Origin of the sequence: Archangium minus, from assembly GCF_044360475.1 — a bacterium.
GTDB lineage: Bacteria > Myxococcota > Myxococcia > Myxococcales > Myxococcaceae > Archangium > Archangium minus.
Genome location: NZ_CP043494.1, coordinates 5,201,941 through 5,215,928, shown reverse-complemented (window position 1 = coordinate 5,215,928; position 13,988 = coordinate 5,201,941). Strand labels below are relative to the sequence as shown.

Below are 13,988 nucleotides of genomic sequence, written 5' to 3'. Positions count from 1 at the left end.
AGGCGGCGGGCCATGCGCGCGCGGTGGCCTAACGGCTGCCGCGGCGCAACAGGAACCACCCCAACCCGAAGCCCGTGGCCCAGGTGGTCGCCGCTCCCAGCGGCGTCATCCGGGCCGGCTCGGGCCTCCTCGGAGGCGGGGGACGCAGGCGCTCCTCGATCTCCTTCTGCTCCCGCTCCCGCTTCTGGCCCTTGGTCATCGTGGGGCCACCCTGGCGCGGATGCTTCTCCCCCGGGGCCTTGCCCTCTGGCGAGCGGTGCTCGAGCACGGCGTTGATCTCCGCGCCCAGCAGAATCACCTGCGAGGAGATCCACATCCACAGCAGCAGCACGATGACGCCGCCGAGCGCGCCGTAGTTCGCGTCGTAGCTGCCGAAGTTGCGCACGTACACCGAGAAGCCCCAGGACGCGACCAACCAGATGAGGACGCCCACCACCGAGCCGGGCGAGATGAACTTGAACGTCTGCTTCACGTCCGGCAGCACGTAGTAGAGCAGCGCCAACGCCAGCATCATCAGAAGGCCCGCGAACGGCAGGCGCAGCCACGTGACCACGGTGCCAAGCGGCTCGCCCAGGAAGTTGGCAACGGCCGGCGTGGCCACCATCGCCAGCGAGGAGAGGATGGCGAGCACCGCGCCCCCCAGGGTCATCATGATGGCGATACCGCGCACCTTCCAGAAGGGTCGGGACTCCTCCACGTCGTAGACGGTGTTGAGCGCGTCCATCATCGCCACCACCCCGCCCGAGGCGGCCCACACCGCGCCGAGTGCACCTACCGTCAGCAGCCCCACGTTGTTGCCCGCCGCGAGATCATGCAGGCGCTGGCCGACAATCTGTGTCACCGCTTCCGGCGCCACCCGGCCCAGCTCCTGGATCAGCACCTCGGCCTGCGCGGGATCGATGATGATGCTCGCGAGCGCCACGAGGAACAGGAGGAACGGGAACAGCGCCAGGACTCCGAAGAACGTCATCGCGCCAGCCACATTGCTGATCTTGTCGTTCTGGTACTCGTTCTTCAGCTCCGTGAAGAACTCCTTCCAGCTCATCCCCTTGCCTGGGAGAACCATCGCGCCTCCTTCCAAGTGACAAGGCAAGGATGCGCACTCCGCCCGCCTACCCCAGCCTGTTCCTCGGGACACACGTGCCCGCCCGCTCGTCCCCTCTCGGAGCGTCCGGAGCAGCGGCTCCCGGGTCGTCACTGAGTGACACGGCCTGCTGCGGCACGCTCCAGGAACTCGAGCAGGGGCGTCCACACCTCGAGGGGTGCTCGGTCGCCAAGGAGCAGATCCACGTGGCTGTAGTCCTCGGAGAGGCCCGTCTGGGTGCCGAGCAGCCGCCACGCCTTGGGTCCCCCCAGCGCCAGGTAGCCATCGTGCACCGCGCGCACGGAGGCGAGCTCGTCCCCCTCCCCCGCCATCACCAACACCGGCACCCGCACCCGGGCGAGGCCCTCGCGATAGTCCTGGGTCCCCTCTCGATTGGTGAAGCGACCCGTGCGGCTCATCCGGGCGAAATCCTCCACCACGCCCCCGGACAGCTCGCCGAAGACACTCGAGGCGAAGCGCCGCCACCGCTCGCGCGGCGTGTTACGCGTGTTGAAGACGAAGCGCTCCACCGGGTTTCCCCGCAGCCAGGCCTGCACCGGTGCCGTCAGAGAGGACAAGAGGCCTAGGTCGAGCGTGTTCTCTCGCGACACCAGGCGCGCCCCCAGCTCCGTGAGCCCCAGCAGCCAGAGCGAGCTCTGGTCCAGGCGCGTGGGCCCCGCCATGACCACCGCCGCGCCCACGCCTTCACCGTCCTCGGCCAGGTACGCGTAGAGCAACAGCGCCCCCAGGCTGTAGGCCACGACATCCACCTGCTCGGAGCGCGTGCGCTGGCGCACGGTACGCAAGGCCGCTCGGAAGTCCTCCCGCCAGAGCGTGTCGAGGCCGTAGCCCGGCATGCGCCCCGCCGCCGCGTCCGTGCGATCCGATTCACCGGTGCCTCGCACCGAGACCGTCCACACCTCGCGCCCATGTGCCGCGAGCCACCCGGCGAGGCTGTGATCCGGCTCCAGCAGCAGGCTCACATCGCTCGACGCCAGCCCTGGTACGAGCAGCACGGGTCGTCCCCGCGCCGGCCCTTCTGGAGGAATGCGCCGCATCGCCAGGCTCCAGCCGTCCGCCGTCTGGATGCGCAGGGACTCGGCGTGGGGCGCGGCTCGGAGTCCCGGGCTCGTGACACAGCCCGTGACGAGCAGGGTCAACAGGAGGAGCAGGGGGAACACGGGGAGTTGGGCAACACAGAGCGGAAATACCCTCACCCTGACCCTCTCCCAGAGGGAGAGGGCTTCGCGGACACTCCTTTAGCCCGCGTACACGGGCAGTAGCGGCGCGTCCTTGAGGCGCGGCGCCGCCGCGTCCTTGGGCGACAGCAGCGGCGACGTCACCGGCCAGGGAATCCCCAGGTCCGGATCGTTCCAGGCAATGCCGCGCTCGGCCGCGGGCGTGTAGACGTCCGTGCACTTGTAGTGGAAGTCCGCGCTCTCGGAGATGACGCAGAAGCCGTGCGCGAAGCCCTCCGGCACCCACAGCTGGCGCCGGTTGTCCGCGGACAGCTCCACCCCCACCCACTTGCCGAACGTCGGCGAGCCACGGCGCACGTCCACTGCCACGTCGTAGACGGCGCCCGCGAGGACCTGCACCAGCTTGCCCTGCGCGTTCGGTTCCTGGAAATGCAGCCCACGCAAGGTTCCCTTCACCGAGCGCGAGAAGTTGTCCTGCACGAAGGGGCCCGGGATTCCGGCCTCCGCGTAGCGCTTCGCATGGAACATCTCCATGAAGAAGCCACGGTCATCACCGAAGCGCTTGGGCTCGAGGATGAGGACGCCGGGCAGCTCCGTCTTGATGACGTTCACAGCCGCGCTCCCTTGTTCTCGATGAGCCGCAACAAGTACTGCCCGTACTCGTTCTTGCGCATCGGCTCGGCCAGCTTCTTCACCTGCTCCGCGTCGATGTAGCCCATCCTCCAGGCAATCTCCTCCGGACAGGCCACCTTGAGCCCCTGCCGCTCCTCGATGATCTGGATGAAGCTGGAGGCCTGCATCAACGACTCGTGCGTGCCCGTGTCGAGCCACGCATAGCCGCGCCCCATCAGCTCCACGTTGATCTGCCCGCGCCGCAGGTACTCCGCGTTGACGTCGGTGATCTCCAGCTCGCCGCGCTTGGAGGGCTTCAGCCCCGCGGCGATGTCCAGGACCGAGTTGTCATAGAAGTACAGGCCCGTCACCGCGTAGTTGGACTTGGGCTGGGCCGGCTTCTCCTCGATGCTCACCGCCCGGTTGTGCTCATCCAGCTCGACCACGCCGTAGCGCTCCGGATCCTTCACGTAGTAGCCGAAGACGGTGGCGCCCGAGTCCCTCGACGCCGCTCGGCGCACCAGGTCCACCAGGCCGTGGCCGTAGAAGATGTTGTCTCCCAGAATGAGCGCCACCGGCTCCTTCCCCACGAACTCGCGGCCAATGATGAAGGCCTGCGCGAGCCCCTCCGGACGCGGCTGCTCGGCGTACTGAAAGCGCACGCCCCACTGCTCTCCGCTGCCCAGCAAGTCCTGGAAGCGCGGCAGATCCGTCGGAGTGGAGATGAGGAGGATGTCCCGGATGCCCGCCAGCATCAGGGTGGTGATGGGGTAGTACACCATCGGCTTGTCATAGATGGGCAGCAGCTGCTTGCTGACGACTCGCGTCAGGGGGTACAGCCGCGTGCCCGAGCCTCCCGCCAGAACGATGCCTTTCACGGTGTCCGTGCCCTCCAGGCTGCGTGGAACCGGGCCAGCGACTCGTGCAGCCCGAGTGGTGCGGTGCGCAGGTGCGCCCGTACCTTGTCGACCCGAAGCCCGCTGCGCAACGGCCTCGGGCTGGCCAGCTTCAGCTCGGCCATCTTCACCGGGGTGATCAGCTTCGCGTCAAACCCGAACACCTCGCACAGGGCCCGACCGAAGGTGACGCGATCCACCACCTCCGCGCCGCAGGTGTTCCACACCCCACCCAGCTTGCGCTCGCCCAGCTCCACCAGGATCTCCGCCACGTTGTCGGCGAAGCTCGGTGAGATGAACTGATCCTCGAAGAGCTTCACCTGCTGCCCCTGGGACAGCGTGTTCAGCAACCAGACGCCGAAGTTGGCCCGGCCCGCCGCCGGCCAGCCGTACACCACCGCCGTCCGAGCAATGGCCGCTCCAGGGACAAACACTCGCACGGCCTGCTCACCCATGTGCTTGGTGAGGGCATAGACGCCCCGCGGGTTGGGCAGCGCCTGCTCATCGTAAGGGCCCGCATCCCCGTCGAACACGTAGTCCGTGGAGACGTGCACCACGTGCGCCCCCACGGCCTTCGCCCCGCGCGCCACGGCCGCCGCCGCGGTGACGTTGCTCGCGTAGGCCTGCTCCGGCTCGCGCTCGCAGAGGTCCACCTCCGTCATCGAGGCGCAGTGGATGATGACCTCCGGCACCGCGCCCGTGATGGCAGTGACCACGTCCTGCTCGCGCGTGAGATCGCAGGGCACGTAGCGGTACGTGTCGCCGGTGCGCCGAGGCCCCCTTCCGAGCCCCACCACCTCATGGCCCCGCTGCTCCAGCTGCGTGCACACGCGGCTGCCCACCAACCCGTTGGAACCCGTGACGAGGAATCGCATGGGAAGTCCTTCAGCCGTTGAGGCGCGTGCGGTACTGCGTCTCGAAGTACTGGCGATACGCGCCGCTCATCACCCGCTCCCACCAGGCCGAGTTGTCCACGTACCAGCGCACCGTCTCCTGGATGCCCTGCTCGAAGGTGTGCGACGGCGTCCAGCCCAGCTCCGTGCGGATCTTCGTCGGATCAATGGCGTAGCGCCGATCATGCCCCGGACGATCCTTCACGTACTTGATGAGGGACTCGGGCTTGTTCAGCAGGCCGAGGATCGCCTTGACGATCTCAATGTTCTTGCGCTCGGAGTTGCCGCCGATGTTGTAGACCTGACCGGCGCGCCCCTTCTCCAGCGCGGTGAGCAGCGCCGAGCAGTGGTCCTCCACGTGGAGCCAGTCGCGCACGTTGCCACCATCCCCGTAGACGGGCAGCGGCTTGTCATGCAGCGCGTTGACCACCATGAGGGGAATCAGCTTCTCGGGGAACTGGTAGCGGCCGTAGTTGTTGGAGCAGCGCGTCACCACCACGTCCAGGCCGAAGGTGTGGTGCCACGCCAGGGCCAGCAGATCCGAGCTCGTCTTGGACGCCGAGTAGGGGCTGGAGGGCTGCAGCGGCGAGGTCTCGGTGAAGAACCCCGTGGGCCCGAGCGAGCCGTACACCTCGTCCGTGGAGACCATGAGGAAGCGCTTGATGCCGCGCACGCGGCTGGCCTCCAGCAACTGCTGGGTGCCCAGCACGTTGGCCTGGATGAAGGCCTCGGGGCCCAGGATGGAGCGATCCACATGGCTCTCCGCCGCCAGATGCATGACGGCGTCGATGCGGTGCACGCTCAGGAGGTGCTCGACGAGCTCGCGATTGGCCACGTCCCCGCGCACGAAGATGTGCTGGGGATCTCCCTCGAGCTCCTTGAGGTTCTCGAGGTTGCCCGCGTACGTGAGCTTGTCGAGGTTGACGAGCGTCCAGTCCGGGCGCACCCGGCGCAGGTACTTGACGAGATTGCTTCCGATGAAGCCGCAACCACCGGTGATAAGAACGTTCACAGGGGCGTCTTAATGGAAGGACGTAACCCCTGGCCAGCACCCAGTGCAGGAGGGGAAGCCCGGCCGGTCACCACCCGGGGAGGGACTCGCCCAACTCTTGCGCTGGATGGCCGTGGATTGTAGGACCCCACCCCGTGGAAGCTCAGAGAGGGAGCCGGAGGATGGGGCGCGCGGTCCACCAGTTCGTGCCTCGGCTGGCCTGGGGCGATGCCGTTGGCAACCAGGTGCGCTACCTGCGGGCACTTCTCAGAAGCTGGGGCTTCGATTCTGAGATCTTCGCAGACCAGACGGACGAGGCCTCCGCGACCGAGGCTCGGCCCGCCGAGCAGTACCCCCGTCAGGCGGGCAAGGACGCGCTGCTCCTCATCCACCACAGCTTCCAGTCGCGCCTGGTGCCGCTCCTGCGCCGGGCCCCGGGCCGTAAGGCGCTCATCTACCACAACGTCACCCCCGCCTCCCTGTTCGAGGGCTTCGAGCGCAAGACGGCCGCCGCCTGCGTGGCCGCGCGCGAGGAGCTGCTGGAGCTGCGGCCCCTGGTGCAGGCCGCGTTCGCCTACTCGCGCTTCTCCGCCGAGGAGCTGGCCGCGGCGGGCTACCCGCCTCCTCGCGTGCTGCCCTTCGCCGTGGACTGGAGCGCCTTCGACGTGGCGCCGGATCCCGTGCTCCGCGCCCAGTTGGATGACGGGTGCCGCAATGTCCTCTTCGTAGGACGTGGTGTGCCCAGCAAACGGCTCGATGACGTGCTGCGCGTCTTCACCGCCTACCAGCAGCTCCATGCCCCGCGCAGCCGCCTGCTCATCGCGGGCGAGCTCAACCGGGACTCGGCCTATGGGCTCTATGTCCACGGGCAACGGGAGCTGTTGGGTGCCGAACAGGTGCAGTTCCTCGGGCGAGTGAGCGCAGCGCAGCTGTCCGCGCTCTACTCGGCCGCGCACGTGTACCTCTCCATGAGCCGTCACGAGGGCTTCGGCGTCCCCCTGTTGGAGGCCATGTACCGCGGTGTCCCCGTAGTGGCCTATGGTGCGGCGGCCGTCCCGGAGACGATGGCGGGCTCGGGGCTGGTGAGCCTCACGAGGGATCCCCTGGCGGTGGCTCGACTGCTCGCCGTCTTGGACCATGCGCCGGATCTGCGCGAGCGCGTGGTGTCCGGCCAGAAGGCTCGGCTGGCCGCGCTGGGGCAGGACGCTGTCGCCGCCCAGGTGCGCGAGGCGCTGGAGGATGTGCTGGAGTCCCGCGACGCGCCAACCCCCTCTCCCGAAAGCTGGGACGTGGACGTGGTGCACCCGACGCTGGAGCTCGCTCCTGAGGCGCCTTCGGCCCGTACAGCCCGAGCGCTCGCCTCCGCGCTGCGCGGGCAGGCGAGGGTACGGCTGCTCACCCTCAAGGCCTCCGGCTGGCCCGAGCGCCCCGCTCCTGAGCGTGCCGCAGTGGAGGGGGACGTTCCCCTGTTCCGCTTCTCCCCCGAGCAGCCCCTGGAGCGAGAAGGAGGTGCTCCGCCGCGCTCCTCCTCGCTGGAGGCGGCGCTGCGTGTCTCTCCCGCCCGCGTGACGCTCCTGTTCGACTGTGAGCCGGAGGCCGCGAGCTGGGGCCCCGTCTTCGAGCGGCCCGGGTGTGTGCGCGTGGGCGCGGACACCCCGGCGCCCTTCTCCCTTGTTCCCACGGAAGACATCGAGGCCCGTGCCCGTTCGATGGCCCGTGGGGTCCTCTCCCGTCTCCCGAAAGCCGGTCCCTCCCGTGCGTCCTGAGCAGATCCTCACCCGAGAGCCCTCCCCCGAAGAGGTCGTCGAGCGCATCCAAACCCTCCCCACGCCTCCCGCGGAGCACGTCGCCGAGCTGCGGCGCAAGCTGGCCGAGGAGCGGCGTCCAGAGAGCGCCACGGCCTGGCCGCCCCTGCTCCAGAATCCCCGCGGCAAGATGGACACGCGCTACGCGTCCATCCCCACCTCGCACAGGCCCCTCCTCGGCCCGCCCCTGGTGCTGGCCAAGCGCGCCTTCCGCCTCGCCTTCCAGCCGTTCATCAACGAGATCATGCGCCGCCAGGTGGAGTTCAACGAGGCCATCCTGGAGTCGCTCGCGCAGGTGTATGAGCAGACGCGGGAGAACGCCCGCACGCAGGCCGCGTGGCGCAAGCAGATGGAGGCCCGTCTGGCGCGCCTGGAAGGAAAGGACGCTCCATGAGGATCGGCTTCCTCGTCGAGGACATCCTCAACATCTCCGGTGGAGCCAACGTCATCATCGAGTACGCCGCGGGCCTCCGGGCGCTGGGGCACGAGGTGTACGTGCTCTCCACGAAGGCCACGGAGCTCACCGGCAAGCCGTGGCACCCGAGGCTCGAGGGGCTGCATCTCCTGCCGCTGCAGCGGGCGGCGGAGGCGGGCCGCTTCGACTTCGTCTTCGCCACGTGGTGGTTCACCTGGTTCCATCTGTGGCAGGTGGACGCGGACGTCTACGGCTACCTCAACCAGAGCCTCGAGTCGCGCTTCCACGCGGAGATCTTCCTCAAGCGGCTCAACCGCATCACGTACTCGCTGCCGATGCTCTTCGTCACCGAGGCGAAGTGGATCGCCGAGTTCATCACCGGGGTGCGGCCCGAGGCGGAAGTCGTCTATGTGCGCAACGGGCTGAGCCGCTCCTTCTTCCCCCTGGTGGAGTCCGTACCGGAGCGCAAGGAGGGGCCGCTGCGCGTCCTGGTGGAGGGGCCCTGGGGCGTGGGCTTCAAGGGCGTGCCGGAGACCTTCGAGATGCTGGACGAGGCGCGCCGGGCCTTCCCCTTCGAGGTGGGCTGGCTGACGTCCACCTCCGGCGGCGCGAGGCCCATGCCTGGAGGCCAGCCGGTGGAGTTGCACGAGAAGGTCCCCATTGACCGGGTCCGGGACGTGCTGCGGCGCTATGACGTGCTCCTCAAGTTGTCCCGGGTGGAGGGCATGTTCGGCCCGCCCCTGGAGATGTTCAGCCAGGGAGGCACCGCCATCACCTACGCCGTGACTGGCTCCGACGAGTACATGGTGCACGGCCACAACTCGCTGCTGGTGGAGCCCTACAACCGCGGGGAGATCGTCCGCTACCTGCGGCTGCTGGACGCGCGGCGCGACTACCTCACGCACCTGCGCACGAATGCCCTGGAGACGGCGCGCGCCTTCCCGGATTGGGAGGCCACCGCGCGCTCGCTGGAGAAGGAGCTGGAGCGACTCAAGCGTCAGGGCTACCGCAACGCGCACCTGCGTGGCTCTCTGGCGGCGCTCGCCTCCCTGCACAAACAGGTCCACGACGAGGTGGAGGCCACCCGACGCACCATCGGCCCCGGCGAGTACGCCCTGCTCGAGCACTACCGGCGAATCAAGGGCCACCCGCTCGTCCGGAACGTCACCGGAGTCATCCCCCGCTCGCTCAAGCAGCGCATCCGCTCCGTGCTCGGAGGGAACCGCTCGTGAACATCGCGCTCGACGGAGCCGCACCACGGCTCGCCTTCCTCGGCCCCTCCGCCCTCGTGCCCCACATGCTGGGCACCTGTGACTGGGCCTCCACGCGCCTCTTCCTCGTGGAGCGGGGAAACGCGGCCCCGGTGCTCGCCGAGGTACGGAGCTGGGCTCCCGACGTGTGCCTCGTGCTGTCCCCCGAGACCTGGCGCGCCGAGGACGTCCAGGCCCTGCCCGGCCTGAAGGTGGGGGTGGTGGCCGCGCCCCTGTACGAGCCCGCGCTGCTCGCCCACCTGTCCGGGTTGGTGCATCCGACGCCCGGCGGCTTTCATTGGCTCACCTGGCCGGAGAACCCGTGGCCCGAGGCACTCAAGGGCCTGCCCGTGCTCCAGACGCTCCCCCTCCCCGTGGACGTGAGCGCGCTACCGGCGCGGCCCCGCTTCGAGTCCCTGGAGGTGGTGGTGCCCGAGTGGACGATGACGCCGCCGAAGGTGCTGGAGGAGCTGCGGCGCCTCGGGCCCATCCGCATGCTGCCGGCTCGGCTCGAGGGCGTGGCGCTGCGGGATGCCGTCGCCGAGGCAGGGGTGCTCGTCTATTGCAGCCGTGACGTGCTGGGGCGGCTGGATCCCCTGCCCCTCTACGCGCTCGCGGCCGGGGTGCTGCTCGTCACGGATGCGCCCTTCCCCCAGGACTGGGGAATCGAGTGGGAGGACGAGTACCTCCACAAGCCCCATGAGACGCTGGCGGGCACCGTGGAGGAGGCACGCAAGCTGCCCCAGAACTACCAGCCGGTGCGGATGCGGGCCTGGCAGAAGGTGCGAGAGCTCTTCGAGGCCTCCTCCGCGTACCGGCGGCTGGTGCACGATGCCCGGCTGTTCAGCTCGCACCTGACGGGAGGCACGTGATGGAGGAGCGCTCGAAGTCACAACTGCCGCGCCTCCCTGGAGAGCCTGGCACCCTTCCCGCCCTTCACCCCGTGCTGCCGCAGGTGATGCGCTGGACGGTGGAGGGCCTGCGCGGTGCCATCGTGGCCGTACGAAGCACGTCCCACCGTACCCTGCTGCCACGGCCTCGGTTGTCAGAGTGGCTGGAGCTCCTGTCCTCCCAGCACCTGCCCGTCAAAACGCACGAGCGCTTGCACCAGGCACTGGAGCGGCTGCGCGACAAGCGCCGGGGAGGACGTCATGGGTGAGGGTTCCGCCTTCGCCCAAATGGAGGCCGCCCTGGAGGCGCTCCGCCCTGGCGAGGCCCCCGTCGTGGGCTTCGTGCTGATGGACACCCTCCTGCTGCCCCGGGTGGACCTGGAGGCCGTGAAGGACACCGTCGCCCGGGCCCTGTGCGAGCACCTGCGCACCCGGCTGACTCCGCCACCTGCCCTGGAGGAGATCCGCGCCCGGCGCTACGAGGTGGAGGCCGAGCTGTCCGGCGACGGCGACACGACGGCCGTGCCCCATCGCTGGGCGATGGAGGTGTGGCTCGGCACGTGGCTCACCGGGCCGGAGCAGCAGGCGGAGGCCGCGCGGCTGCATGCCCTGGAGTTGCGCCTCTTGGGCCGCGCCCTCTGTCCCCACCCGGACGCCGCAAAGGTCCTCTCCAGGCTGCGCACCCAGGGTCGACGGGTGATCTTCATCTGCAACACCTCGTGCGCCGCGAGCGACATGCAGGCCGTGCTCGCCGAGGGCCCCCTGGGAGGGCTCGCCGACGCGCTCTACACCTGCGGAGATGCCGGCCGCGGCATGCACGAGGGACTGCTCCGGCAAGTCCTGGACGCCGAGCAACTGCGTCCCGAGCAGCTCCTCCTCGTGAGCCCGGAGGGAGCGCTCCCCCCCCTGCGGGGCGTCCGCACGCTGCGCTTCGAGGAGCCCTTCGAGCGCCGGCGTCGCCTGCGGCTGAGGAGCATCTACCGCCTGGCGCGCGCCAATCCCTACTGGAGCCTGGAGTGCGTGGAGGAGGTCCTGCGCTCGGCACCGAGCCACCTGCGGCCCGTGGAAGACGACACCTACCGCGTCGGCCGGATCCTGGCCCCCAGCCTCGTTGCCTTCGTCCTGGACGTACTGGAGCGCGCCGAGCGACTGGGCCTGGAGCGGCTCTTCTTCCTCTCGCGCGAGGGGCTCACCTTCCTGCGCATCCTCGGCATCCTTCACCGCGCGGGCGCCGTGCCCCGCCTGCCCGAGGTGCGCTACCTCTTCGCCAGCCGCGCCTCCACCCTCCTCGCGTCGATGCGCGAGTGGAGCTGGGAAGAGCTGTACCGCTTCTGGCGCCAGTACGACCGGCAGTCGCTGCGCAGCCTGTTGCGCAACCTCTCCCTGCCGGAGGATGAGTTCCTGCCCCTGGCCGCCGCGTGCGGGCTGGTGGATGCGGAGCGCCCCCTACGGCCTCCCAGCGAGGACGTGGAGTTCGCGCGCTTCCTCTCCTACCGCCCCGCGTGCGTCGCCTTCTTGCGGCACCGCGACGCGGCACGAGAGCGGCTGCGCCAATACCTCGCCGGCTGCGGGATGCTGAACCGGACCCGCGTGGGCCTGGTGGACATCGGGTGGAAGGGCAGCATGCAGGACAACCTCGTGCGCGCCATGGAAGGCCTGGAGGGCTGGCCCGAGGTTCACGGCTTCTACGTCGCCTGCACGGACACCGCGCCGGAATCACCGCGCTCGCGCAAGTACGGCTTCCTCGCGGATCTGCGCCGCAAAGACCTCGAGGAGGATGATCTCTTCCGCAACACCGCCATCTTCGAGATGGCCACCCAGGCCCACCACGGCAGCACGGTGGCCTACGCGCCCCACCCGCTCGCGCCCAGCAGGATGCTGCCGGTGCTCGTCTCCCACGCCCTTGAGCGAGAGAACAGCGAGCGCCACTTCCGGCTCATGCAGCGGGCCATCTTCGACTACGCACGGGACTTCGCGGAGCTCCGCGAGCTGCTGCCCTTCACCGCCGAGGAGCTGCGCCCTGGCGCGCTGGCAGCGGTGCTGCGCTACACGCGCTACCCGACTCGGGAGGAGGCCGAAGCCTTCCTGCGCTACTCCCACGTGGAGAGCTTCGGAGTCCACGAGGTGACGACCTTCGGGCTGCGTGTGGACGCACGCAAGCTGCTCGCGCTGCGCCACCCCAGACGGATGCTCGGGGAGATCCGCCGCGCCTTCTGGCGCAACCCATGGCGGGATGGAGTGGTGCGCCGCAGCGGAGTGCCCCTCGGCAACTGGCTCCACGACGCCTACTGCGCCTGGCTCCAGGTGCGCTGAGCCCCCAGGCCCGAAGGCCCACGCGTCGCTACTTCTCACGCAGGCGACGCGCGAGCCGGAGCACCTTCTTCCCGGCCTGTCCGCCCTTGCGCGCCACATTCTTCATACGGCCCGACACCCGGGACACCTTGTCCTGGAGCCAGGCCGCATCGCGCTTCACCGCCAGCTGGGGCGGCACATGCTTACCCATGAAGACGAGCAGCCGCTCGTTGATGGAGGGCGCCACGGTCGAGACGTTCAACCCACGCACGCCCTCCCAGCGCTGATACAGCCGGTGCGTCAGGTGCAGCGACAGAAGCGTGGGCAGCGACTCTTGTCCCGCCGGCCGCCAACGGCTTCTCCCACCCTGGGTCTCCGGCGCCTGGGAGAGCACGGCCTTCAAGTTGCGCACCTCCAGGGTACGATCCATCAACTGCTGCTCCATCTCCCACTGCCGGCTCTCGACCGCCGCGACCCGTGAGGCCATCGTGGTGAGCTCCTGAGATTTCGCCTCGAGCAACGCCCGCGTCTCCGCGAGGAGCCGGTCCCGCTCGGCGAGCGCCTCCGTCCGGGAGGCCAGCTCGCGCCGAGTCTCCGTGATGGTCCGATCCCGCTCGGCGATCATGACGGACTGAGACTCCAGCCCACGCATCCGCTCCTCGAGCAGCGTTCGCATGGATTGAACTTCCGCATCCCGGTCCTCGCGCAGGCGCGTCTCCGCGTCGACCTTGAGCCTCAACCGGCGCAGCTCCTCGGCTTGGAGCACCAGCGACTGATTCACATCCCCGGCCAGAGTGCTCTGCGCATTCCACTCCCGCGGGGGCACGGGGCTGGCGCGGCGGCGCAGCACGAATCCTACAAACGAGCGCTCATGGTCGTAGTCCAGGCGCACCAGCTCGAAGCCGGAGCTCTCCGCCAGCCCGAGGATGGTGCCCTCGGTGAGGAAGAAGTAGTGCTCCGGGAAGACGTAGTCCGCGCGCACCAGCGGACACTGGACAATGACATGGTCTCCCGGGGCACAGAGCCCGGCGACACGCCGCAGCACCGCCCAGGGATCGCGCAGGTGCTCCAGCACGTGCCAGAAGATGAAGGTGCGTACGGGCGTGCGCTCGCGCTCGAGCAGCTCCAACAGGCCGTGCACCGGCTGGTGCCGCAGCTCCTCCGGAGTCACCCCGGCGTAGCGCAGGCCCAGCTCCCTCAGCGCGGGGGACGGCTCGCACCCGAGAACAGGGTAGCCTCGTGCCTTCAGCGCCCCCAGCAGGCCGCCGCGGCCCGCGCCGAGCTCGCACACCCACCGGTCCGCACCAGGCGCTCCGAGGACCTCCGAGAAGGCATCCACGATGGACGTGCAGTCCGAGACGAGCCGCCGCATGTCCGCCTCGGACTGCGCATGCCACTCGTGCTCATGGTGGCGTACCTGAGAGGCCGTGGCCTCCTCACTCGAGTCAGGGCGAGCGTAGGCGGGCACCAGCACGGCGCATTGAAGGCACTGGTGGATGGACACCGGGTGCGCGTACCGGTCCAGCATCTCGAAGGAGGGCACCAGCCGCGTTGCACCGCACAGGGGGCACCCCGGGACGAAGCCAACAACGTTCGCCTCCGGCTCGCGGCCCAACACCGCGCTCATGTCTCTCATGGTCTGCTCCCCGCTCCCGTGGACG

Annotated in this window: 13 protein-coding genes; 6 read left to right on the top strand and 7 right to left on the bottom strand. The window is 69.3% G+C overall.

Translation table 11 applies throughout. The annotated features are described in order from the left end of the window. Positions 1–28: 28 nt before the first annotated feature. The 6 genes from F0U60_RS21690 to rfbB all read right to left on the bottom strand — a co-directional run bounded on the left by F0U60_RS21690 (position 29) and on the right by rfbB (position 5,696). Entirely contained in the window at positions 29–1,066 is a 1,038-nt protein-coding gene (locus tag F0U60_RS21690) for a YihY/virulence factor BrkB family protein (protein ID WP_395822847.1), read from the bottom strand. 128 nt (positions 1,067–1,194) lie between these two features. Continuing rightward, on the bottom strand, positions 1,195–2,301 hold the full coding sequence (locus F0U60_RS21685) for an alpha/beta fold hydrolase (protein WP_395822845.1): 1,107 nt from the start codon (positions 2,299–2,301) through the stop codon (positions 1,195–1,197). A gap of 42 nt (positions 2,302–2,343) precedes the next feature. Further along, a complete protein-coding gene (rfbC, locus tag F0U60_RS21680) occupies positions 2,344–2,895 on the bottom strand; it encodes a dTDP-4-dehydrorhamnose 3,5-epimerase (protein WP_395822843.1) in 552 nt (183 codons plus the stop codon). Further along, positions 2,892–3,773 (bottom strand): glucose-1-phosphate thymidylyltransferase RfbA, encoded by an 882-nt coding sequence (rfbA, locus tag F0U60_RS21675; RefSeq protein ID WP_395822841.1) that lies wholly within the window; start codon positions 3,771–3,773, stop codon positions 2,892–2,894. The genes rfbC and rfbA overlap by 4 nt, the downstream gene beginning before the upstream one ends. After that, complete coding sequence (locus F0U60_RS21670; RefSeq protein WP_395822839.1) at positions 3,770–4,666, bottom strand: SDR family oxidoreductase; 897 nt, start codon at positions 4,664–4,666, stop codon at positions 3,770–3,772. Before F0U60_RS21670 ends, rfbA begins: the two co-directional genes overlap by 4 nt. A 10-nt stretch (positions 4,667–4,676) precedes the next feature. Next, complete coding sequence (gene rfbB / locus F0U60_RS21665) at positions 4,677–5,696, bottom strand: dTDP-glucose 4,6-dehydratase (protein ID WP_395822837.1); 1,020 nt, start codon at positions 5,694–5,696, stop codon at positions 4,677–4,679. Between the two features lie 161 nt (positions 5,697–5,857). On the opposite strand from rfbB, the gene F0U60_RS21660 reads away from it, so the two are divergent. Genes F0U60_RS21660 through F0U60_RS21635 form a run of 6 tightly spaced genes read left to right on the top strand, consistent with a single transcriptional unit; the run spans position 5,858 to position 12,348 of the window. Then, positions 5,858–7,441, top strand: coding sequence for a glycosyltransferase family 4 protein (locus F0U60_RS21660; protein WP_395822835.1), 1,584 nt, complete (start codon positions 5,858–5,860; stop codon positions 7,439–7,441). Continuing rightward, positions 7,431–7,874 (top strand): hypothetical protein, encoded by a 444-nt coding sequence (locus F0U60_RS21655; protein ID WP_395822833.1) that lies wholly within the window; start codon positions 7,431–7,433, stop codon positions 7,872–7,874. The genes F0U60_RS21660 and F0U60_RS21655 overlap by 11 nt, the downstream gene beginning before the upstream one ends. Continuing rightward, entirely contained in the window at positions 7,871–9,127 is a 1,257-nt protein-coding gene (locus F0U60_RS21650) for a hypothetical protein (RefSeq protein WP_395822831.1), read from the top strand. Before F0U60_RS21655 ends, F0U60_RS21650 begins: the two co-directional genes overlap by 4 nt. Then, positions 9,124–10,017 (top strand): hypothetical protein, encoded by an 894-nt coding sequence (locus F0U60_RS21645; protein ID WP_395822830.1) that lies wholly within the window; start codon positions 9,124–9,126, stop codon positions 10,015–10,017. The genes F0U60_RS21650 and F0U60_RS21645 overlap by 4 nt, the downstream gene beginning before the upstream one ends. Next, positions 10,017–10,304 (top strand): hypothetical protein, encoded by a 288-nt coding sequence (locus F0U60_RS21640; protein WP_395822828.1) that lies wholly within the window; start codon positions 10,017–10,019, stop codon positions 10,302–10,304. The genes F0U60_RS21645 and F0U60_RS21640 overlap by 1 nt, the downstream gene beginning before the upstream one ends. Further along, complete coding sequence (locus tag F0U60_RS21635) at positions 10,297–12,348, top strand: hypothetical protein (protein WP_395822826.1); 2,052 nt, start codon at positions 10,297–10,299, stop codon at positions 12,346–12,348. Before F0U60_RS21640 ends, F0U60_RS21635 begins: the two co-directional genes overlap by 8 nt. Before the next feature lie 28 nt (positions 12,349–12,376). Here F0U60_RS21635 and F0U60_RS21630 read toward each other — a convergent pair whose 3' ends face one another. Further along, entirely contained in the window at positions 12,377–13,963 is a 1,587-nt protein-coding gene (locus F0U60_RS21630; RefSeq protein ID WP_395822824.1) for a methyltransferase domain-containing protein, read from the bottom strand. Between the last annotated feature and the right edge of the window lie 25 nt (positions 13,964–13,988).